This window comes from Streptomyces thermocarboxydovorans (assembly GCF_039524635.1).
GTDB classification, from domain to species: domain Bacteria; phylum Actinomycetota; class Actinomycetes; order Streptomycetales; family Streptomycetaceae; genus Streptomyces; species Streptomyces thermocarboxydovorans.
This window is the reverse complement of record NZ_BAAAGU010000023.1, coordinates 17,592-39,541: the sequence shown is the minus strand read 5'-3', so window position 1 is coordinate 39,541 and position 21,950 is coordinate 17,592. Positions and strand designations below refer to the sequence as shown.

Below are 21,950 nucleotides of genomic sequence, written 5' to 3'. Positions count from 1 at the left end.
GCATGGCCACCCGCCACGTCACCGCCGCGCCCCCCGCCAAGGGGGGCGCGGCCCCGGGCCGCCCACCCGGTGCGACGAAGACCAAGGGCCCCATGGACAAGGACGAGCGCCGCCGGGCCAGGCAGTCCCGCCGCTGGCAGCGGGACGTCCGCTGGAGCCCGTACGCCTTCGTCTCCCCGTTCTTCCTGCTGTTCCTCGCCTTCGGCCTGTTCCCGCTGATCTACACGGGCTGGGCCTCGCTGCACCAGGTGGAGCTGACCGCGCCCACCGAGATGAACTGGGCGGGGCTGCGCAACTACACCCGGATCTTCGACGACGACTTCTTCTGGAACGCGGCGCACAACACCCTGACCATCGGCCTGATCTCCACCGTTCCGCAGCTGCTGATGGCCATGGGCATCGCGCACATCCTCAACTACAAGCTGCGCGCCTCGACCTTCTACCGGGTCGTGATGCTGGCCCCGTACGCCACCTCGATCGCCGCCGCCTCCCTGGTCTTCGTGCTGCTCTTCGGCCGCGACTACGGCATGATCAACTGGGGGCTGGACCTCATCGGCATCGACCCGGTGGACTGGCAGGGCGACAAGTGGCCCTCGCAGATCGCCGTCTCGACCATCATCATCTGGCGCTGGACCGGCTACAACGCGCTGATCTACCTGGCCGCGATGCAGGCGATCCCGCAGGACCTGTACGAGTCGGCGGCGCTGGACGGCGCCAACCGCTGGCAGCAGTTCCTGCATGTGACGCTGCCGTCGCTGCGCCCCACGATCCTGTTCACCGCGGTCGTCTCCACCATCGGCGCCAGCCAGGTCTTCGGCGAGCCGCTGCTGTTCGACGCCAACAAGGGCGCCTCCGGCGGCGCGGAGCACCAGTTCCAGACCCTGGGCCTGTATCTGTACGAGCAGGGCTGGGTGAACCAGCACCTGGGCCGTGCCTCGGCGATCGCCTGGACGATGTTCGCGATCCTGATCGTCATCGGCATCGTCAACTACGTCATCTCGCGCCGGCTGCGCGCCAGTAGTTAAGGAGTTCCGGCCGTGACGACGACGGACACACCCCCCGCCGCCCCGACCCCCGCCAAGGAGCAGAAGCACTCGCGCCTGCCGAAGTCGGCGCGGGCCGGCGGCACGCTGCACGGCGGCCCGATCGCCTACGCGATCCTGGTCGTGTTCACCATCCTGTCGCTGTTCCCGCTGGTGTGGACGGCGATCGCCGCCTCCCGGGACAACCAGCGCCTGGCGCAGACGCCGCCGCCGTTCTGGTTCGGCTCCCATCTCTTCAAGAACCTGGAGATCGCCTGGAAGGACGCCAACCTCGGGGAGGCGTTCCTCAACACCACGATCGTGGCGGGCATCTCGGCGGTGACCATCGTGGTGCTGTCCACGATCGCCGGGTTCGCCTTCGCCAAGCTGCGCTTCAGAGGCCGCAACGCGATGATGCTGATCGTGATCGGCACGATGATGGTGCCGCCGCAGCTGAGCGTCATCCCGCTGTACATGATGGTGGCCAGGCTGGACTGGACCGACCAGCTCCAGGCGGTCATCTTCCCATCGCTGGTGAGCGCGTTCGGCGTGTTCTTCATGCGGCAGTACCTGCTCCAGGCGCTGCCGGACGAGATCATCGAGGCGGCGCGGGTCGACGGCGCGAGCAGCTGGCGCGTGGTGTGGCACGTGGTGTTCCCGGCGGCGCGGCCGGCCATGGCCGTGCTGGGCATGCTGATGTTCGTGCAGGCCTGGAACGACTTCCTGTGGCCGTTCCTGGTGCTGACCCAGAGCGGCAACCCGACCGTGCAGGTCGCGGTCGCGGGCCTGGGCCGCGGCTACACCCCGGACCAGTCCCTGATCATGGCCGGTGCTCTGCTGGGCACGCTGCCGCTGCTGCTGGTCTTCGCGATCTTCGGCAAGCAGATCGTGGGCGGCATCATGCAGGGCGCGGTGAAGGGCTGACGCCCCCGCCGCGCGGGCTGTCCCGACGCGTCCGCGGGGCCGGGTCACCGCCGCCCCGGCCCTCCCCCTCCTCCACCTATCTGTCGGTCTTCCACGACCATCTATGGGAGCGCTTCCATGTCTGACTCCGCCACGTCGGCGACCCCGGCGACCTTTCCCCACTCCTTCCTCTGGGGCGCCGCGACCTCCGCGTACCAGATCGAGGGGGCGGTGCGGGAGGACGGACGGACCCCGTCCATCTGGGACACCTTCAGCCACACGCCGGGCAAGACGGCCGGCGGCGACACCGGTGACATCGCGGTCGACCACTACCACCGCTACCGCGAGGACGTGGCGCTGATGGCGGAGCTGGGCCTGACCGCCTACCGCTTCTCCGTCTCCTGGTCCCGGGTCCAGCCCACCGGCCGGGGCCCGGCGGTCCAGCGCGGCCTGGACTTCTACCGGCGGCTGGTGGACGAACTGCTGGAGCACGGCATCAAGCCGGCCGTCACCCTCTACCACTGGGACCTGCCGCAGGAGCTGGAGGACGCGGGCGGCTGGCCGGAGCGCGCCACCGCCCACCGCTTCGCCGAGTACGCGCAGCTCGTCGGCGAGGCGCTCGGCGACCGGGTGGAGCAGTGGATCACGCTCAACGAACCCTGGTGCAGCGCCTTCCTGGGCTACGCCTCCGGGGTGCACGCCCCCGGCCGCACCGACCAGCAGGCCTCGCTGCGGGCCGCCCACCACCTGAACCTGGCGCACGGTCTGGGCGCCGCCGCCCTGCGCTCGGTGATGCCGGCCCGCAACTCGGTCGCCATCAGCCTCAACTCCTCGGCGGTACGGCCCCTTTCACCGGACAGCGCGGCGGACCTGGCGGCGGTGCGCAAGATCGACGACCTGGCCAACGGGATCTTCCACGGCCCGATCCTGCACGGCGCCTACCCCGAGACCCTGCTGGAGTCGACCTCCGCGATCACCGACTGGTCCTTCCTCCAGGACGGCGACCTGGACCTGATCCACCAGCCGCTGGACGCGCTGGGCCTCAACTACTACACGCCCACCGTGGTCTCGGCGGCCGCGCCCGGCGCCGAGGTGCCGCGGGCGGACGGCCACGGGGCCAGCGAGCACTCGCCGTGGCCCGGCGCCGACGACGTGGCCTTCCACCAACTGCCCGGCGAGCGCACCGAGATGGGCTGGTCCATCGACCCGACCGGCCTCTACGAGCTGATCATGCGCTACACCCGTGAGGCCCCGGGCCTGCCGCTGTACATCACCGAGAACGGCGCGGCCTACGACGACAAGCCCGACGCCGACGGCCGGGTGCACGACCCGGAGCGCATCGCCTATCTGCACGGCCACCTCACCGAGGTGCGCCGGGCCATCGCCGACGGCGCCGATGTGCGCGGCTACTACCTGTGGTCCCTGCTGGACAACTTCGAGTGGGCGTACGGCTACGAGAAGCGCTTCGGCGCGGTCTACGTCGACTACGCCTCCCTGGAGCGCACGCCCAAGTCCAGTGCCCTGTGGTACGGGCGGGCGGCCAGGTCGGGCGCGCTGCCCGAGCCGGAGCGGATCTGACCGTTCCGCACCAGACGGGGGGCGGGGCGCGGCGCCCTAGGGGAGTGCCGCGCCCCGGCTTCCCCCCCATGGGTGCCTGACTCCCCTGACCTCCAAGCCGGGTCAGGGCGCGCGGACGCCCCGGCCTGGTGCTGGGGGGGAACCGGCCGGGGCGTCGCGCTCCCCGTTTTCCTCAGTGGCTCGTGCGTCTCAGTGCCGCGCCTTCCTCATGAGGTGTCTTCGCTCTCACAAGGCGTCGCCGCCGCGGCTCACTGGTAGGCCGCGAACTCCTTGCTGAAGGCGAAGGGCTGCTGGTCGATGGAGCTGCAGGTGGCGTCGGCGGACGGCTTCGGGCCGCCGGGGCAGGCCTTGTCGCGGGTGCCGGACCACATCGACAGCCAGCCGAGCCCCTTGGACTTGGCGAAGTTCACCAGCTGGGTGGCGTCGTCGGTCTTGAAAACCTCGGTGACCACGTCGTTCACGCCGATCATCGGGGTGACGGCCACCTTCTTCCACGCCTCGTCGTCGCTCAGCCCGAGCACGCCCTTGATCTGGGCCTGGGTGGCGGTGGCGGCCTGCTCGGCGTAGGTGCCCATGTCGTCGCTGAAGGCGGGGCCGTAGTCCATCGCCATGATGTTGACGGCGTCGATCCGCACGCCGTTCTTCCTGGCGTCCTCGAGCAGGTTGACGCCGTCCTGGGTGAGGCCCTGCGGCATCACCGGCAGGGTGAAGGAGACGTCCAGGCCGGGGTGGTCCTTCTGCAGCTTGGCGATCGCCTGGGCGCGGCGGGTGTTGGCCGCGGCGTTGGGCAGCGCGCCGCCCTCGACGTCGAAGTCGACCTTGGTGAGGTCGTAGGCGTCGACGACCTTCTCGTAGGCCGCCGCGAGCGCGTCCGCCGAGGTGCAGGTGGTGCCGAGTTCGGAGCCGGCCGCGCCGCCGAAGGACACCCGGACATCGCCGCCCTTGGCGCGCAGCTCGCCGATCTGCCCGGCCACCGGGTTGCTGCCCAGGTCGCCGGTGCCGCCCCACTTGGGGGTGCAGCCGCCGCCGTCGGTGATGAAGGCCAGGTTGTAGTGCTTGACGCCGGTCGCCTCGGCGGCGGCGAGCAGGTCGAAGGCGGGCTGGAGGGAGGTGTCGACGTAGGGGGCGAACCTCGCCGATGCCTTGGTGCCGTTGCCGGGGTCCGCGGTGGGCTCCGGCTTCTCGGTCTCGGACGGCTTCTCGGTGGGCGTCGGCGACGGGGTGGAGGCGGGGGTGCCGGTGGGACGGCCGCTGGGCTCCGGGGCCGGGCCGCTGTCCGACGAGCAGCCGGCGCCGTCGATCCGGCAAGCGGTGGGGTTCGCGGTGCCGTTGACCACGAAGCCGACGGTGACGGACTCGCCGGGGGCCAGTCCGTCGGTGTCCCACTTGGGCGGGGTGACGGTGACGCGCTGCCCGTTCACCTGGGACTCGCCGTTCCACAGCGAGCTGAGCTTGCTGCCGGCCGGCAGCTCGAACTCCAGCTTCCAGTCCGCGTCCGGCCGGCCGCTGTCGTTCTTCACCACGTACTGGGCGGTGTAGCCGGTGGACCATTCGCTCGTCTTCGTGAACACGGCACCGACACCGGCCGCCGAGGCGGTGCTGGTGAACACGAGCGCGCCACCGCCGGCCACGGCTGCGGCGACCACGGCTCCGATCGCCTTGTTCCTGCCACTGATCCTGCGCCGGTGGGTGCTCATCGCGTGCCTGCCTTCGCTGCTGGTCATGGGGGATTCGATGCGCCCGGTGGATGAGGGGGTGGGCGCGGCAGCACGCTAGCGAGCCGGATTCGGACAAATGACCTGATCCGGCCACCGGTCGAGGATCTTAGGGTGCGCTTAAGGAAGGGATCGGGGACGGTTAAAGGTCGAGACCAATCGGCGGGAGAGCGATCTCCCGGACCGCCTGCGCCGGACCGCTCCGCGGTGGCCGCGCCGCCCCGGTGTCCGCTGGCGTCCGTCGAGTTGGATCCACACGCGAACCTCGGTCCCGCCGAGCACCGAGGAGCCGATCCGTACGTCGCCGCCGGTCGACTCCGCGAGCCGGCGCACGATGTCCAGGCCGAGCCCGGTCGAGCCGTCGCTGCCCGAGCCCCGGCCGCGGGCCATCGCCGCCTCGGGGTCGGGTATGCCGGGGCCCGCGTCGGAGACGAGCACGATCACCGCGTCCTCGCCGTTGTGCACATCGACCGCGAAGGCGGTGCCCTCCGGGGTGTGCCGGAAGACGTTGCCGAGCAGCGCGTCGAGGGCGGCGGCCAGATCGGCGCGGGCCACGGGGATGCGCACCGGCCGGTCCGCCCCGGCCACCCGCCACTTGCGGCCCTCGTCCTCGGCGAGCGCGGACCAGAACGCCATCCGCTCGCGGACCACCTCGGCGGCGTCACAGCCGGCGCCGGGACCCGCGGCGGCCGTCTGCGGTTTGGCCTCCCGGGCGGTGCGGATGATGGTGTCGACCTCCCGCTCCAGCTGCTCGACCGCGGCCCGGGTCTGCTCGGCCGCCGGACCGTCGCCGAGCGAGGCGGCGTTGAGCCGCAGCACGGTGAGCGGGGTGCGCAGCCGGTGGGAGAGGTCGGCGGCCAGCTCCCGCTCGTTGGCGAGGAGCTGGACCACCTGGTCGGCCATGGAGTTGAACGCCACGGCGGCCAGGCGCAGTTCGGTGGGCCCTTCCTCGGGCACCCGGGCCCCGAGCTTGCCCTCCCCCAGCTCGTGCGCCCCCTCCACCAGCCGCTGCGCCGGGCGCACCATCCGCACGCCCAGCCGGTCGGCCACCGCCACCGAGCCCAGGACCAGCGCGACCCCGACCCCCGCCAGCACCGCCCAGGCCGTGCCGACCCCGGCGGTCACCTCGGACTGGGGGACGTACACCTCGACCACGGCGATCTCACCGGTGCTCAGCGCGACCGGCTGCAGCAGCGCCGAGCCGCCGGGCACCGAGGCGGTGGAGGCACGCCCCACCTTGCGTACCGCCGCGACGTCCACGGCGGGGGCGCGGCCCCGCCCGATGTCCGAGGCCTGCTCGCCGTCCGCGGCCGGCAGGTGCACCGCCATCTCGCCGCCGGCCGAGGCGACGACCCGTTCGAGCTGGTCGCGGTCGGTGGTGATGGACAGCGCCGGGGCGAGTGCCGCGGCCTCCCGCTCGGCGTTGGAGAAGGCCCGGTCCCGGGCCAGTTCCCGGATGACCAGGCCGAGCGGCACCGCGAAGGCGAGCACCACCATCGCGGTGACCGCCAGCGACACCTTCACCAGGGCCCATCTCATCGTGCCTGCTCCGCACCGGGCGCCGCCTCCGCGGGCGGCTCCAGCTTCACGCCCACGCCCCGCAGGGTGTGCAGATAGCGCGGCCGGGCCGCGGTCTCGCCGAGCTTGCGGCGCAGCCAGGACAGATGGACGTCGATGGTCTGGTCGTCGCCGTAGGACTGCTGCCACACCTCGGCCAGCAGCTCCTTGCGCGGCACCACCACTCCGGGCCGGGCGGCGAGAAAGGCGAGCAGGTCGAACTCACGTCTGGTCAGATCCAGCCGCACACCGTCCAGTTCGGCCTGGCGGCGCAGCGGGTCGACGGTCAGGCCGCCGACCTGCAGCACGGGCGACGGCTCCGCCTCGGCCCCGCCGGACCTGGCGCGGCGCAGCACCGCCGCCATCCGGGCCGAGAGATGCTCCACGGAGAAGGGCTTGGTCAGGTAGTCGTCCGCGCCGGCGTTCAGCAGCCGCACGATCTCCGTCTCGTCGTCCCGGGCGGTGGCCACGATCACCGGCACGTCCGTGATCCCGCGCAGCATCTTCAGGGCCTCGGAGCCGTCCAGGTCGGGCAGTCCGAGGTCCAGAACGACCACGTCGAAGCGGAAAAGGGCGACCTCGCGCAGCGCCTCCAGCGCCGTGCCCACGCTGCGCACGGTGTGCGAGGCGTCGGTGAGGTGCCGGATGAGCGCCGAACGTACGAACTGGTCGTCCTCGACCACGAGAACACTTGCCATGGGCGGCACCGTACGCCATACGGGCGACCCCGGCGCCGGGCTGTGGACAACTCCGAAGCCGCCTGCGAAGCCCGTCCCGTCCTGCCCGGGTCCTGTCCCCGGACCGCGACACGAGTGTGGCGGGTGAGGCAGTATGGGCCGACGATGCGCAGAGGACTCGTACACGTACTGGCCTGGCTGCTCGCCACGGGCGCGGCGGTCACGCTGTCGTGGTGGGGTGTCCACACGGTGATGGCGGCCACCGCCTACACCCCACCCCGCGCCCTGTCCGTCTCGGCGGCCGACTCCACGACGCAGGAGTCCAAGCCGGTGTCGTCCTCCACGCGACGCCCGTCCGAGACCGGGGGCGCGGAGGACACCGAGAAGGCCGCGAAGAGCGGCGGGGACACCAAGGCCCCGGCGACTCCCTCGACTCCCGCCGGCGGGAAGTCCGCATCGGCCCCGGACCGGACGCAGGCACCCGCGCCCACCGCCTCCGGCCAGGTGAAGAGCTACGACACCAAGGGCGGCCGGGCGGTGTTCGACCTCGGCGAGACCTCGGCGACGCTGGTGTCGGCGACGCCGGGTGCCGGCTGGTCGATGCAGGTGTGGAAGACGGAGACCTGGATCCGGGTGGAGTTCAGCTCGGGCGCGGACAGGGTCTCGGTGTTCTGCACCTGGCACGACGGTCCGCCGCGCGTGGAGACCGGGACGTACTGAGGCGGATCGCCGCGCACCACCCGGCCGTTCGGCCGCCCGGTCGTCGCGTCGCTCGGCCACTCGCCACTCGGCCACTCGGCCGCTCGGCCGCTCAGTCCCTCCGTCGCTCAGCGGAAGACGGACGGCGGAGGCGCCGGCGAGGCGACCGCCGCGTGATCGGTCACCGGCACGGCCCCGCCCGTGAAGTCGCGCAGCTCCCTGCCGTGCTGGACCCGCCCCGGATGCGGGTCGGAGGCGGACCGGCGGGTCAGCTCGGCGACCGGCAGGGGCGCGTCGGAGGCGACCAGCACCGCGTTGCCGAAGCGCTTGCCGCGCAGCACCGCCGGGTCGGCGATCAGCGCGAGTCCGGCGAACCGGGCGGCGGCGGTGGCGATCTGACCGCGCAGGTACGGCAGCGGCGGGCCGTCGGCGATGTTGGCCGCGTAGATCCCGCCGGGTGCGAGCGCCCGGCGCACCTCGTCGAGGAACTCGGTCGAGGTCAGATGGGCCGGGGTCCGTGCCCCGCTGAACACGTCGGCGATGACCAGGTCCGCCCATCCGTCGGGCACCTTGGCGAGCCCGTCCCGGGCGTCCGCCGAGCGCACCCGGATGCGGTCCCTGGGCGGCAACGGCAGTGTGCTGCGGACGAGTTCCACCAGCGGTGCGTCCCGCTCGACGACCTGCTGGGTGGAGCGGGGCCGGGTCGCGGCGACGTACCGGGCGAGGGTGAACGCGCCGCCGCCCAGGTGCACGGCCCGCACGGGCTTCCCGGCCGGGGCGCACAGATCGACGACATGCCCGAGCCGCCGCTGGTACTCGAAGGAGAGGTACTCGGGGTCGTCGAGATCGACGTACGACTGCGGGGCCCCGTCGATCAGCAGGGTCCAGCCGCGGGCCCGGTCGGGGTCGGGCACCAGCTGGGCGAGCCCGCCGTCCACCTGAACGGCGAGATCCTCGCGTTCGCTCTGCCGCCGCCTCCTGGCCTTTCCCATGCCCGCATTGTCACAAGCGGCCCGCTCACCCGCCGTGGCGGCGGTCCCGGCCGGGCGGCCTCATCCGCTCACTGGCAGCTGTCGGCCGCGTCGATCAGGCGCCGCGCCTCGCCCAGCGCCTCCCGCAGCACCGCCGGGTCCGTCGCCAACTCCGCCTCGCCGGGCGGCAGCAGCCACTCCCCCGTCTCCGCCACCGGTTCCGTCTCGGTGCAGACGCTGCCCGGCACGTCCCACGCCGCGGCCGTCCCCGGCGGCACCAGGAAGGCGAGCGTGTCCCCGCCGTCGTCGTGCAGCACGGGCCCCACCGCCTCGTCGCCGGCCCCCCGCCGCAGGATGTCCACCGCCTCCAGGCCCTGCCGGGCCGGCACCGTCACCACATCGCACGCGGCAACCGGGGCGCCCACAGAATCCGCCGAACCTGCCGCACTGGTCACCATCTCGGCCTCCACACCAACTCCGCGCACGGAACCCTGCACAGGGTTCAACGCCGCGAGGCGTCAACGGCTACGCCGGAAGTGCGCCGCAAAGGATGGCACTTCATGGCAGATCACGGATGAGATATCCGGTTTTGTAGCCAAACCCTGCGTGGCGGCTCCGTCACAGCAGGTACGTTCTTGCCCGCCGGAAACAGGGCGTCTCACGGGCAAACCGCCCGCGACTCACCCCGCTTCCGGCATGGTTCGACGGTTCGCAGAGAGGACCCGGCCATGGCGTCGTCAACGGTGCCCTCACCCCAGCCAGCCCAGCCGCACCGGCCACCCCGGCCGAATCTCGTCTTCCGGGAGCTGCGCGGATCGCGCTCCCCTGCCGAGTTCGCCGCGGCGGTCCGCCGGGCCGCCCGCGAGATCGGCGAGCGGGTCAGCTGCGACGCGCGGTACGTGCACCGGGTGGAGACGGGCGAGATCCGCTGCCCCAACTACGCCTACGAACGGGTCTTCCTGCACATGTTCCCCGGCCGCACGCTCACCGACCTGGGCTTCCTGCCCCGCTCGGCGGTACGCGGGCGCCGGGCGCGGTACGACGACGGGGCCACGCCCCCGCCGGACACCGCGGACCCGGCGAACGCGACGAGTGAGACCAGCGGGGCGTACGAGCCGTATGACACGTATGACACGTCGGACCCGTACGACACGCACGACAACGAGGAGAGCGACGTGCTGCGTCGCGCATTCATGACCGGCGGCGGTGCCACGGTGGCCGCCGCCTCACTGGGCCCGCTGGCATTCGCCGCGGACGCCTCGGCGGCACAACGCACGGTGCGCCGTGCCGGGGCCGGCGACGCGCGCGCCCTGGAGGAAGCGGTGCGCCGGATCCGGCTGCTGGACGACCGGCACGGGGCCGACGGGCTCTACCGGCGGGCGGCCGCCCCGCTGCGCGCCGCCTACGCCCTGCTGGACGCGGGCACCACCCGGCAGCGCACGGCGGACCGCCTGTACTCGGGCGCGGGTGAACTGGCGATCTCGGTGGGCTGGCTGGCGCACGACTCGGGCCGCTTCGACGACGCGCGCTCGCACTACGCGGAGGCCCTGGCGACCGCGCGGATGGCGGGGGACGCGGGCCTGGAGGCGCACGGCTTCTGCAACACGGCGTTCCTGGCGCGGGACGCGGGCCGGCCGCGGGAGGCGGTGCGGGCGGCGCAGGCCGCCCAGCGGGTCGCCCGCCCGCTGGGCTCGGCCCGGCTGATGTCGCTGCTGGCGCTGCGGGAGGCCGGCGGCTGGGCGGGGCTCGCCGACCGCGCGGGCTGCGAGCAGGCCCTGGCCCGGGCGCAGGCGTACTTCGACCGCGGCCCGAGCGACGCCGACCCGGAGTGGATGACCTTCTACGGCGAGGCCGAGCTGGAGGGTCTCGAGGCGCAGTGCTGGTCGACGCTGGGCGACTGGCCGCGCGCCGCCCGGCACGCCCGCCGGGCCGCGGAGCTGCAGGACCCGCACTTCACCCGCAACATCGCCCTCTACACGGCGGAGCTGGCCGACGACCTGGCCCGCGGCGGACGTCCCGACGAGGCGGCGGACGCGGGCATGCGGGTGCTCGACCTGCTGACGGACGTGCAGTCGTCCCGTGTCCAGACGATGCTGGTGGGCACCGCCCGCGTGCTGCTGCCGCACCGCCGCACCTCGGGCGTCTCGGCCTTCCTGGACCGTCACGCCTCGCTGTCCGAGCCGGGCTCCCGCTCGCTGTCCGCGTAACCCGCCCGCGGTTCCTGCAAGGTCCCCTGCTCCTCGCCGCTGCCGACGTATGCCCGCGTACGTCCACGTATGCCTGCGTGCCGTCCGCGTCAGCGGCGAGAGGCGGGACCTTACGGGACGAAATTCACAGGCATGATCTCCCCGCGATCGCGCACCCTGTTCCGGAGCAACCCCGAGGGCGATCTCGACGTCTCTCAGGGCCGAGGGCGCCCCACGCGAGGCGTCTACCACACCGTAGAGTGGCTGACCGCCGACGGGCCGCGTCGCACGAAGAAGAACGGGGAGGGCGGTCGGATGCCGCACAGCGAGACACCGGGCACCGAGGGAGCCCCGGCGACCCGGCTGCGCTGGTGGACCGAGCTGCCGCTGATCGTCGTGGTGTACGCCTGCTACTCGGCGGGCCGGCTGATCGTACGGGGCGATGTCGCGGACGCCGTGGACCACGGTCTGGCGATCCTGCGAATAGAGAAGGCGCTGTACCTCAACGCCGAGCACCCGCTGAACCGCCTCTTCACCAACGAGCCCTGGATCGGCATACCCGCCGACTTCTGGTACGCCTCCCTGCACTACCTGGTCACGCCGGCGATCCTCGTCTGGCTCTTCCGCTCCCGCGCCGTGCGCTACCGCGCGGAGCGCACCTGGCTGATGACCTCGACGTTCATCGGTCTGATCGGCTTCACCCTGCTGCCCACCTGCCCGCCGCGGCTGCTCGAGGCGCGCCACGGCTTCGTGGACACCATGGCCCAGTTCAGCTCCTGGGGCTGGTGGGGCGGCGAGGCGAGCGCCCCGCGCGGCCTGGGCGGCATGACCAACCAGTACGCGGCCATGCCGAGCCTGCACGTCGGCTGGGCGCTGTGGTGCGGAGTGATGCTGTGGAAGTACAGCAGCAGCCGCTGGGCCCGGACCGCCGCCGTGGTGTACCCGCTGGTGACGACGATCGTGGTGATGGGCACCGCGAACCACTACTTCCTCGACGCGGCGGCCGGTGCCGCCGTGATGGGCGCCGGTCTGCTGCTCACGCCGTTCGCGATGCGCACCGCGGACCGGGTCGAGTCGCGCCTGCGGACGGGCGCCGCGGCGGCCGTTCCCGCGGCGGGCTCCGCTTCCGGCGCGGCGGTTACGCCGTCCGCCGCCGCGGACACGTCCGGTGCGGGTTCTCCGATTGTCAGTGCCGGATGCCAGACTTCCGCGGGTGAGCGAATTCCACGGCAGCGAGCGTCACGGTTCGAGTCTGGAGCCGAGCAGCCGGGTGCCTCCTCCTCGGACGCGGGAGAAGGCGCTGCGGCACCGGCTCGCTGAGCTGCGCGGCCCGGAGGTCCAGGCCAAGGCGCTGGACGCGCGGGCCCTGGCCGCCCTCGCCGCCAACCCGGGCTGCCGGCGCCGCGCCATCCTCGACGGCGCCGGGGTGGACAAGGCGAGGCTGGCGAGCGCGCTGGGCGCCCCCTCGGTCTTCGGTCAGTCGCAGTTCGCCTTCGTGCGGGGCAACGCCTTCGAGGCGAAGGTCAAGGCCGACGGCGGCACGGAGCTGCTGCGGCTGGCGCACGAGAAGCTGGACCGCTCGGCCGAGCCGCCGGCCGGCGCGAGCGTGCCGGACCTGACCGCGCAGGGCCCCGAGGGCCGCACCGCGCGCACCGTCCTCGCCCTGCGCGAGGCCACCGAGGCGACCGGCACCTGGACGCTGCTGGACCACCCGATGCTCGCCCTCGACGTGGCGGGCTCCCCCGCCTTCCTGGAGCCGGACGCGGTGATCGTGCACCCCGACGGCAGCTGGTCCGTCGTGGAGATCAAGTCGTTCCCCATGCTGGACGGCTCCGCCGACCCGGCGAAGGTCGGCGCCGCGGCCCGGCAGGCGGCCGTGTACGTGCTGGCGCTGGAGGAGGTGGCCGCGCGGCTCGGCCCTCCCGCCCGGGTGCGCCACCGCATCCTGCTGGTCTGCCCCAAGGACTTCTCCAACCTGCCCACGGCCTCCGCCGTGGACGTGCGCAAGCAGCGCGCGGTGACCGCCCGGCAGCTGACCCGGCTCACCCGCATCCAGGAGATCGCCGACGCGCTCCCCGAGGGCGTCTGCTTCTCGCCCGAGCTGCCCGCCGAGCAGCTGGCGGCAGCCGTGGAGTCGGTCCCGGCGACGTACGCGCCGGAGTGCCTGTCCGCCTGTGAGCTGGCCTTCCACTGCCGGGAACGGTCCCGTGAGGCCGGCGCGGTGACCTGCCTGGGCCGCCCGGTCCGCGCCGAGCTGGGCGGTCTGTCGACGGTCGACGAGGTGCTCGCGGCGGCCCGCGGCGAGGCCGGCGACCCGGAGGATCCGGCGGTGGCGGCGCTGCGCCGCGCCGCGGCCCTGCGCGCGGAGGCGCTGGCGGCGCGGGAGGTGACCGGGTGTCGCTGATCACCACCCTGGCCCGTCTCGAGGCGGTCAGCAGCGGCCGGGCGCAGCCCGCCGCGACCGTCCGGCACCGGCATCTGTCGGACCGTCCGCTGGTGTTCGTCCCGCTGACCACCGCCGGTGAGGCGGGCGCCCCGCTCGGCGCGCTGGTCGGCACCGACCGGGACGCGCCGAGGCTGCTGGTGGTGCCCCAGCCGCGCGACCGGGACCTGCGGTTCGCGTTCCTCGCCGAACTGGCCGACGTGGTGCTGCCGTACGTCGACTCCTACGGCGAGACGGTGGAGGCCGCCGAGCGCACCGAGACCGATCCGGAGACCGGCAAGCGGGTCAAGGTGGAGGTCGAGCTGTGCGCGGACGCGCCCCAGCTGATCGTGCCGAGCCGGGCCGGCATCGAACTGGTGCGGCTGCTGGGCCGTTCGATGCGCTTCCGGCGCACGGCCGAGGAGGACCCGCAGGCTCCCTTCCCGGCGCCGCCGCGGGTGCCGCTGCTCGGGCGGTGGCTGACGCACTTCGGGGAGCGGGCGCGGGTGCCCGGGTCCTCGCTGCTGCTGGCGATGACCGATGTGCTGTCCCGGCACTGGGCGACCGGCCAGTCCAGCCTGGAGGACCAGCACTTGGGGGCGCTGCTGGCGTGGATCGCCCCGCCCGAGGGGCGCAGCGGTGCGGAAGCGGCCCGGGAGCGGGAGCTGGCGCGGGACGCCGACGGTCAGCTGCTGCACCCGCCCGCCGGCCCAGCCACCGACCCGGCGTTCGACAACAAGCTGCTCGCCCCGGCCATCGAGGCCTACGACCGGGCGCGTTCCGCGCTCGCCGCGGCCGAGGACGGCATCGAGGCCGACGCCCGGCTCGGCGACCTCACCGCCGCCGAACGGCGCATCCGCGACCTGGTGGAGAGCCGTACGCTGCCCCCCTGGCGGGCGGTGTGGCAGGGCCTGGATTTGCTGCGGGAGCTGCCCGAGGGCGCGCATGTGGCCGAGCGGTGGACCCGGGACCGCTGGTCGTACACCGGCCACCGGGAGCGGGTGCTGGCCGGTGAGCCGCCGCAGCCGCGCCGGGACGACGCGGTGACCGCGGCGACCAAGCTCGCCACCCGGGAGCGTGAGCAGGCCCGTCTGGAGGCCCAGGAGGCGCTGGACGACCCGCTGGTGATGGCGGCCCGCCGGCTGTCGGGGGAGGCGTTCGCGGGCGAGGTCACCGATGTGGTGATGACCTGGACCGAGAGCAAACGCCCCAGTCCCCGCCCGCTGGTGACCGTCCGCACGGACGACCGCCCGCATCTGGCCGAGGGCGCGCGGGTGTACCGCTCGTCGAACGGCAAGCCGCAGACGGCGGAGCTGGTGGCGCGCGAGGAGGACGGCGGCGTGCTGGTGCTGCGCGTGCTGGACCGGATGGGACGCGCCCGCGAGCCCGAGCCGGGGTCGGTGCCGGAGAAGGGCGACCGGCTCTGCTTCACGCTCTTCGAGCACGAACCGCGCGGCGGCGCCAAGCTCCCCGACCCGGAGGAGACGCCCTGGACCCATGGCGGCCCGCCCGGTGAGGAGCCGGTGGCCGAGCCCGCCGACCCGGTGACGGAGGAGGACATCCTGTGACCGCTGAGGTCATGCGCGACGTGGCCGACCCGGGCGCCGCCGCCGCGCTCGCCACCGAGGCGATCCTGCGCGACACGCTGCACGGCTCCGCGCGCGGTGTGGTCGTCGACTCCCCGCCCGGCGCCGGCAAGTCCACGCTGGTGGTGCGCGCCGCGCTGGAACTGGCCGCGGCGGGCCGCCCGCTGATGGTGGTGGCGCAGACCAACGCGCAGGTGGACGACCTGGTGCTGCGGCTCGCGGAGAAGAACCCGGACCTGCCGGTGGGCCGCCTGCACAGCAGCGACTCCGACCCCTACGACAAGGCGCTCGACGACCTGCCGAACGTCCGCACCTCGGCGAAGGCGGCGGACCTGGCCGGCCTGGACGTGGTGCTGTCGACCGCGGCGAAGTGGGCGCACGTCAAGGGCGTCGAGCCCTGGCGGCACGCCATCGTCGACGAGGCGTACCAGATGCGCTCGGACGCGCTGCTGGCCGTGGCGGGGCTGTTCGAACGGGCGCTGTTCGTCGGCGACCCGGGCCAGCTGGACCCGTTCGCCATCGTCGGCAGCGAGCAGTGGGCGGGCCTGTCGTACGACCCCTCGGCCTCCGCCGTCACCACGCTGCTGGCGCACAACCCCGATCTTCCGCAGCACCGGCTGCCGGTCTCCTGGCGGCTGCCCGCCTCGGCGGCCCCGCTGGTGTCCGACGCCTTCTACCCGTACACGCCGTTCCGCAGCGGCACCGGCCCGGACGACCGCCGGCTCACCTTCGCCGTCCCGTCCGACGGTTCGGCCCCGGACCGGGTGATCGACGAGGCCGCGGAGACCGGCTGGGGGCTGCTGCGGCTCCCCGCCGCCCACACCCCGCGCACCGACCCGGAGGCGGTCGGGGCCGTGGCCGCGGTCGTCCGCCGGCTGCTGGACCGCGAGGGAGCGGCCATCTCCGAACGCTCCCCCGATGCCGCCCCGTTGACCGCCGACCGCATCGCCGTCGGCACGGCCCACCGAGACCAGGCGGCGGCGGTGCGCGCGGCGCTGGCGCGCCTGGGCGTCACGGAGGTCACCGTCGACACGGCGAACCGGCTCCAGGGCCGCGAGTACGACGTCACGGTCGTCCTGCACCCGCTGTCGGGCCGCCCCGACGCCACCGCGTTCCACCTGGAGACCGGCCGCCTGTGCGTGCTGACCTCCCGCCACCGGCACGCCTGCATCGTGGTCTGCCGGGACGGCGTGACCGAGCTGCTGGACGACTACCCGTCCACCGAACCGGTGCAGCTCGGCACCGTGGTGAAGTTCCCGGACGGCTGGGAGGCGAACCACGCGGTCCTGGCGCACCTGGCCGGCCACCACGTGGACTGGACGCCGTAAACCCCCTGCAGACGGCCCCCAGGCCGCGACCAAAGTCGCACTCCCGTAGACCATCGGCCGATGACACGGCACGGGCGCCGACGCCCTCCTCAAGGCCCGCGCCGGCGCCCGCAAACGAGACGACACCGACGACGCCCGCGAACTCCGCGAGGAGCTCAAGCGCCTCGGCGTGACCGTACGCGACGAGAAGAACCGCCAGTACTGGCGGTCGTCCCCCCGCCGCACCTGAGCACGGGACACGCAGGTCGCGGAGCCGCTCACGTCCCCGCACGGCCCGCGCCCCGGAGCGACCGGGACGCGGGCTGCTGCTCACAGGGCCAGCAGCGCGCGGGCGGTGATGGTCCCGTCCCCCAGTGGCCTGAGCGCCAGGCGGACCAGGGCAGCCTGCGCCGCCGGCGGCCCGCTCCTCCCGCAAGGCACCCGCACGGAATAACCGGAGACCGTCTCCTGTTAGGGCACAGCGCAGCGCTGCACCGCGCAGCACAGCACGCCCAAGTACGGCCCAGTACGACAGGAGGCACCCCACCGTGACCGCAGACGACGAGACAGGCGACGAGATCCGGGGCACCGCACGCGGCACCGCCCCCGTGCCCCTCTCCGTCCTCGACCTGGTCACGGTCGGCGCCGGGCGCACCGCGAGCGACGCGCTGCGCACCAGCGTGGCTCTGGCCCGGCTCACCGAGTCCCGCGGCTATCACCGGTACTGGGTCGCCGAGCACCACTCCATGCCGGGCGTCGCCTCCTCCTCCCCGGCCGTGATCCTCGCCCACCTCGCCGCCCACACCGACCGCATCCGGCTCGGCTCGGGCGGTGTGATGCTGCCCAATCACGCGCCCCTGGTGATCGCCGAGCAGTTCGGCACGCTGGAGGCCATGGCGCCGGGCCGGATCGATCTGGGGCTCGGCCGCGCTCCGGGGACGGACGGGGCGACCGCGGCGGCCCTGCGCCGCACCGACCACCTGAACGAGGGCGCCGACGACTTCCCGGAGCAGCTCGCGGAGCTGACCCGGTTCCTGGACGACGACTTCCCCGACGGGCACCCCTACCGGCGCATCCACGCCGTGCCGGGGCCGGTCCAGGGGACCTCCCCGGGCGGTGTGCAGTCGCCGCACCGGCCGCCGATCTGGCTGCTGGGCTCCTCCGGCTTCAGCGCCCGGCTGGCCGGGATGCTCGGGCTGCCCTTCGCCTTCGCGCACCACTTCTCCGCGCGGAACACCATCCCCGCGCTCGACCTCTACCGCGAGTCCTTCCGGCCCAGCGCCGTCCTGGACCGGCCCTACGCTCTCATCGGGGTCGCCGCGCTCGCCGCCGACGAGGAGAAGGAGGCCCGCCGGCAGGTGCGGGCCGCCGCGCTCAGCATGGTGCGGCTGCGGACCGGACGGCCGGGCCTGGTGCCGACCCCGGAGGAGGCCGAGGCGTACCCCTTCTCGCCCATGGAGCGGGAGTTCGTCGACTCCTGGAACGCCAACGTGGTGCACGGCACCCCGGACGAGGTCCGTGCCGGTCTGGACGAGCTGCAGAAGCGCACCGGCGCCGACGAGTTGATGCTCACCGCCAACGCCCACAGCGGTGAGGCGCGGCTGCGCAGCTATGAGCTGATCGCGGACGCGTACGGTTTCCCGGCCGGCTGAGCATCGTCGTCCACGGCCAACTGATGGCCGGGGGGCTAGGACTTGCCCGCGCCCGCCTGGACCCAGGCCTCGGGGCTGTCCAGCAGCTCGGAGATACGATCCGGCGGCACCGGCCGGGAGTAGAGCCAGCCCTGGCCGGTGTCGCAGCCGATGCGGCGCAGGCGGGTGGCCTGGGCCGAGGTCTCCACGCACTCGGCGGTGACCGTCAGGCCCAGCCGGTGGGCGAGTTGGACCATCGCCTCGACGATGACCTCGTCCGCCGGGTTCGGCGATGCGGCGGCACGCTCCTCGTACTGGAAGCCGCGGACGAAGGAGCCGTCGAGCTTGAGGACGGACACCGGCAGGCGGCTGAGGTAGGCCAGGTTGGAGTAGCCGGTGCCGAAGTCGTCGATGGCGATGCGCACGCCCATGTCGCTGAGCGCCTTGAGCGCCTGCAGCGGGCGGCCCGCCGAGCCCATGACGGCCGACTCGGTGAGTTCCAGCTGGAGCAGATGCGGCGGGAGGCCCGTCTCCTCCAGGGTCTCCGCGACGTCCGTCACCAGGTCCGAGTCCCACACCTGGCGCACCGCCACATTGACGCTCACGAAGATCGGCGGCTCGTCGGGGTGCTCCACCTGCCAGCGACGGGCCTGGCGGCAGGCGGTGCGCAGCACCCAGCGGCCCAGCGGGACGATCGAGCCGTCCTCCTCCGCCAGTCCGATGAACCGATTCGGCGTCAGGGTGCCGAACTGCGGGTGGTTCCAGCGGATCAGCGCCTCCACGCCGTGCACCCGGTCGTCCTCCATGCCGACCAGCGGCTGGTACTCCAGCGCGAACTCGCCCCGCTCGATGGCGGGCCGGAGGGTGGAGGCGAGGGCCTGCCGGGTCATGCGGTGGGCGTTGCGCTCGGGGTCGAACAGCGTCCAGCGGGCCTTGCCGTCGGCCTTGGCCCAGTAGAGCGTGGTGTCGGCGGCCTGCATCAGCGCGGTGGGGGTGGTGCCGGCCGCATGGCGTTCGACCACGCCGATGGACGCCGACACCGACAGCCGCTGCCCGGCCAGGTCGTACGGCTCCTGGATGGCGGCGAGCAGCGACTCGGCGAGGTCGGCGACCTGCTCGGTGCCGGTGGTGTCCTCCACCAGCAGCGCGAACTCGTCGCCGCCGAGCCGCGCCACCAGCGGGGTGCCGGCCCTGGTCGCCCGGGCCCGCCCGGCCTCCTCGGCGCAGCGGACGAGGCGTTCGGCGACGGCGGACAGCAGCCGGTCGCCGACGCGGTGGCCGAGGGTGTCGTTGACGGCCTTGAACCCGTCGAGGTCGAGGTAGCACAGGCCGATCCGGCCGGTGCCGCTCTGCTCGTAGGACTCGGCCTCCAGCGCGGCGGTGAGGCGTTCGAAGAACAGGGTGCGGTTGGGCAGCCGGGTCACCGGGTCGTGCATCTGCAAGTGCCGCAGCCTGGCCTGGAGTTCGCGGCGGGAGCTGATGTCGGTGACCGAGAGCAGGAGGGGACCGTCCGCCTCGGGCAGCGGGGTGACGGTGACCTGCACCCACACCGAGTGGCCCTCGGGGTGCTTGAGCCGGCGCGTGCAGCGCAGCTTCGCCTGCCGGCCGCGCAGCACCTCGAGGTAGGCGTGCCAGGTGCGGGCGTCGGAGGACAGGTCCACCAGGTCGGCGGCGACGGCCCCGGTGAGGCTGTCCGGGTCGCTGCCCAGCAGGGCGGCGAGGGTGCCGTTGGCGCTGACGACCATGCCCTCGCGGTCGACGACGGCCATGGCGAGCGGGGCGGCCGTGAAGACGGAGTGGTAGGGCGGCCCGGCCTCCGGGTCCGGCCCGGTCAACGGGTCGGACGGGGCGGCCAGGGCTGCCGGCTGCGGCGTGGATTCGGTACCGGGAGACGTGACAATCTCACTCTCTGTGACGACCGGCCGGTCGAGATGTGCGGGCGCCGGCCCTTCGGACGTTCCGCTCACCGCTCGCTCCCGCAGTGCACTCGATCGCTGTCCGTGCAGGAAAGTCTCAGGAAAGTGTGCCGATCATAGAGGCTGGCCCAGGGGCCTTCCAGCCACTGTCCCGTCTCGGGGACGGTCCCGCATCTCTGCCAGAGCGTTTCTGCCCGCAGTTGGAAGCGTTCTTCGGGCCTCCGACCACTTGTGACGTTCCGTGAGTGGTTCGGGGGTGTCGGAACGCACGGACGGACGCACTCCTCACCCGAGCGGCCCAGCCGAACAGGGCGCAGTACGACAAATCCTCCCAATCTGGGTGCGGTGTCCCGTGAGCCGTCCCCCGGAGGTCCCCGTGCCGCGTCAGCTCCCCCTGAGAGGACTCGGCCGCGAGGCTCTGAGGGGATTGGGCCGACTGGGTGGACGGACTCGGCCGGCCGGGCGACTGACGGCCACCGCCCGGCCCCGGCTGCGCACCACGGCCGCGATGTGCACCACCATGTCCGCGCTCGCGGCGACCTCGCTCGTCACCGCCCCCTCGGTCGACGACGAACCCTTCTCCACCGCCGCGTGCACCCTGACCAGGACCGAGGCGCACCACTCGGAGGGCCTGGACACCTGGAACGCCGCCTACCCCCGGCCCCGCCGCGAGCTGGACGCCGTGATGGTGTTCCTGTCGTTCCCGGACTCCCACCCGCTGACCACGCCCGCCGAGCTGGCCGCCGACCATTTCCCCTCCACCAGCGACTTCTTCCGGCGCTCCTCCTACGGCAAGTTCACCCTGCGCCCGCACCCGCTGCGCCAGTGGATCCGTATGCCGCGCCCGTCCACGGCATACGCCATACAGCGCGACTGGACGGTCTCCCACCGGGCGGCCTATCTGCGGGACGCGCTCACGGCATCCGACGCGCACGTGGACTTCTCGCGGTACGACATCGTGTACTTCGTCGCCGACCCGGACGCGCCGGGTGTGGACTCCGACGCCACCAAGGTCGTCAATCTGGACTCCCCGCTGCGGGCCGACGGCCGGGACATCCGCCGCTTCGTCACCGTGTTCGAGAACCATCCCCCGGACCGGCTGGTCCTCGCCCACGAGACCGGCCATGTCTTCGACCTGCCCGACCTCTACAACCGGCCGGTGGACGGCAAGGGCGACTGGGACACCCATGTCGGCGACTGGGACCTGATGGGCAGCCAGTTCGCGCTCGCCCCCGACCTGTTCGCCTGGCACAAGTGGAAGCTGGGCTGGCTGGAGCCGCGCCAGGTGCGGTGCGTGCGCGGCGGCGGTCCGGTGCGGCTGACGCTGGAGCCGCTGGGCGCGGGGCCCGGGGTGCCGGTGACGGGCGCCGCCGGGGCGCCGTCCTTCGGGCTCGGGCGGGGGGTGAAGCTCGCGGTGGTGCGCACCGGCCCGGACAGCGCGCTCGCCTTCGAGGCGCGCGGCCCGGTCGGCAACGACGCGGCGGCCTGCCGGGAGGGGGTGCTGGTCTACCGGGTGACCAGCGGCACCCGGTCCGGCAGCGGCCCCATCGAGGTGATCGACGCCCACCCGGGGACGGAGGCCTGCTGGGAGGACTCGGTCTACCCGCCGCTGGCGGACGCCCCGGTCGCCCTCGGCGAGAGCTTCACGGTGCCGGACGAGAACGTGCGGGTGGAGGTGGAGGAGCGTACGGCCTCGGGGGCCTGGACGGTGAAGATCACCACCGGGTGATCCGGCCCGGCAGCCGCGAGGCCGATCTCGGGCACAACGGGTCAGGGATCC

The 21,950-nt window shown here is 73.4% G+C and carries 17 protein-coding genes and 1 pseudogene; 12 read left to right on the top strand and 6 right to left on the bottom strand.

Annotated elements, in window-relative coordinates:
- Window positions 1–2 precede the first annotated feature (2 nt).
- The 3 genes from ABD198_RS12920 to ABD198_RS12910 all read left to right on the top strand — a co-directional run bounded on the left by ABD198_RS12920 (window position 3) and on the right by ABD198_RS12910 (window position 3,503).
- Entirely contained in the window at window positions 3–1,025 is a 1,023-nt protein-coding gene (locus tag ABD198_RS12920) for a carbohydrate ABC transporter permease (RefSeq protein WP_344000626.1), read from the top strand.
- Window positions 1,026–1,037: 12 nt separating this feature from the next.
- On the top strand, window positions 1,038–1,946 hold the full coding sequence (locus ABD198_RS12915) for a carbohydrate ABC transporter permease (RefSeq protein ID WP_344000539.1): 909 nt from the start codon (window positions 1,038–1,040) through the stop codon (window positions 1,944–1,946).
- A 117-nt stretch (window positions 1,947–2,063) separates the two neighbouring features.
- The gene (locus tag ABD198_RS12910; RefSeq protein ID WP_344000537.1) at window positions 2,064–3,503 is read left to right on the top strand and encodes a GH1 family beta-glucosidase; all 1,440 of its coding nucleotides are present in this window, start codon (window positions 2,064–2,066) and stop codon (window positions 3,501–3,503) included.
- Window positions 3,504–3,751: 248 nt separating this feature from the next.
- Here ABD198_RS12910 and ABD198_RS12905 read toward each other — a convergent pair whose 3' ends face one another.
- From ABD198_RS12905 to ABD198_RS12895, 3 genes are all read right to left on the bottom strand, one after another.
- The gene (locus ABD198_RS12905; RefSeq protein ID WP_344000624.1) at window positions 3,752–5,200 is read right to left on the bottom strand and encodes a cellulose binding domain-containing protein; all 1,449 of its coding nucleotides are present in this window, start codon (window positions 5,198–5,200) and stop codon (window positions 3,752–3,754) included.
- Between the two features lie 138 nt (window positions 5,201–5,338).
- Entirely contained in the window at window positions 5,339–6,757 is a 1,419-nt protein-coding gene (locus tag ABD198_RS12900; protein ID WP_344000535.1) for a sensor histidine kinase, read from the bottom strand.
- The gene (locus ABD198_RS12895) at window positions 6,754–7,473 is read right to left on the bottom strand and encodes a response regulator transcription factor (protein WP_344000533.1); all 720 of its coding nucleotides are present in this window, start codon (window positions 7,471–7,473) and stop codon (window positions 6,754–6,756) included. Before ABD198_RS12895 ends, ABD198_RS12900 begins: the two co-directional genes overlap by 4 nt.
- Window positions 7,474–7,617: 144 nt before the next feature.
- Between ABD198_RS12895 and ABD198_RS12890 the strand changes: the two genes are divergently transcribed.
- Complete coding sequence (locus ABD198_RS12890; RefSeq protein WP_344000531.1) at window positions 7,618–8,172, top strand: hypothetical protein; 555 nt, start codon at window positions 7,618–7,620, stop codon at window positions 8,170–8,172.
- Window positions 8,173–8,279: 107 nt separating this feature from the next.
- Here the strand turns inward: ABD198_RS12890 and ABD198_RS12885 are convergent, their stop codons facing one another.
- Both ABD198_RS12885 and ABD198_RS12880 read right to left on the bottom strand, forming a co-directional pair.
- Entirely contained in the window at window positions 8,280–9,143 is an 864-nt protein-coding gene (locus ABD198_RS12885; RefSeq protein WP_344000529.1) for a spermidine synthase, read from the bottom strand.
- A 68-nt stretch (window positions 9,144–9,211) separates the two neighbouring features.
- Entirely contained in the window at window positions 9,212–9,580 is a 369-nt protein-coding gene (locus ABD198_RS12880; RefSeq protein ID WP_344000527.1) for a hypothetical protein, read from the bottom strand.
- A gap of 270 nt (window positions 9,581–9,850) precedes the next feature.
- On the opposite strand from ABD198_RS12880, the gene ABD198_RS12875 reads away from it, so the two are divergent.
- From ABD198_RS12875 to ABD198_RS12850, 7 genes and pseudogenes are all read left to right on the top strand, one after another.
- Complete coding sequence (locus tag ABD198_RS12875; protein WP_344000525.1) at window positions 9,851–11,329, top strand: NsdA family TPR-like regulatory protein; 1,479 nt, start codon at window positions 9,851–9,853, stop codon at window positions 11,327–11,329.
- Window positions 11,330–11,623: 294 nt separating this feature from the next.
- The gene (locus ABD198_RS12870; protein WP_344000622.1) at window positions 11,624–12,628 is read left to right on the top strand and encodes a phosphatase PAP2 family protein; all 1,005 of its coding nucleotides are present in this window, start codon (window positions 11,624–11,626) and stop codon (window positions 12,626–12,628) included.
- Window positions 12,579–13,712 carry a hypothetical protein gene (locus ABD198_RS12865; RefSeq protein WP_344000523.1) on the top strand — a complete coding sequence of 378 codons (1,134 nt, stop codon included), beginning with the start codon at window positions 12,579–12,581 and terminating at the stop codon, window positions 13,710–13,712. Before ABD198_RS12870 ends, ABD198_RS12865 begins: the two co-directional genes overlap by 50 nt.
- A complete protein-coding gene (locus tag ABD198_RS12860) occupies window positions 13,703–15,298 on the top strand; it encodes a hypothetical protein (RefSeq protein ID WP_344000521.1) in 1,596 nt (531 codons plus the stop codon). The genes ABD198_RS12865 and ABD198_RS12860 overlap by 10 nt, the downstream gene beginning before the upstream one ends.
- A gap of 11 nt (window positions 15,299–15,309) precedes the next feature.
- Window positions 15,310–16,644: an AAA family ATPase gene (locus ABD198_RS12855; protein WP_344000620.1), complete on the top strand. Its 1,335-nt coding sequence runs from the start codon at window positions 15,310–15,312 to the stop codon at window positions 16,642–16,644.
- 85 nt (window positions 16,645–16,729) lie between these two features.
- A pseudogene (locus tag ABD198_RS30710) lies at window positions 16,730–16,873 on the top strand (CysS/YqeB C-terminal domain-containing protein); the annotation flags it as partial.
- Window positions 16,874–17,171: 298 nt separating this feature from the next.
- A complete protein-coding gene (locus ABD198_RS12850; protein ID WP_344000519.1) occupies window positions 17,172–18,275 on the top strand; it encodes an LLM class flavin-dependent oxidoreductase in 1,104 nt (367 codons plus the stop codon).
- A gap of 35 nt (window positions 18,276–18,310) precedes the next feature.
- Here the strand turns inward: ABD198_RS12850 and ABD198_RS12845 are convergent, their stop codons facing one another.
- On the bottom strand, window positions 18,311–20,221 hold the full coding sequence (locus ABD198_RS12845; protein ID WP_344000517.1) for a putative bifunctional diguanylate cyclase/phosphodiesterase: 1,911 nt from the start codon (window positions 20,219–20,221) through the stop codon (window positions 18,311–18,313).
- Between the two features lie 457 nt (window positions 20,222–20,678).
- On the opposite strand from ABD198_RS12845, the gene ABD198_RS12840 reads away from it, so the two are divergent.
- Window positions 20,679–21,899 (top strand): M6 family metalloprotease domain-containing protein, encoded by a 1,221-nt coding sequence (locus ABD198_RS12840; protein ID WP_344000514.1) that lies wholly within the window; start codon window positions 20,679–20,681, stop codon window positions 21,897–21,899.
- Window positions 21,900–21,950: the final 51 nt, after the last annotated feature.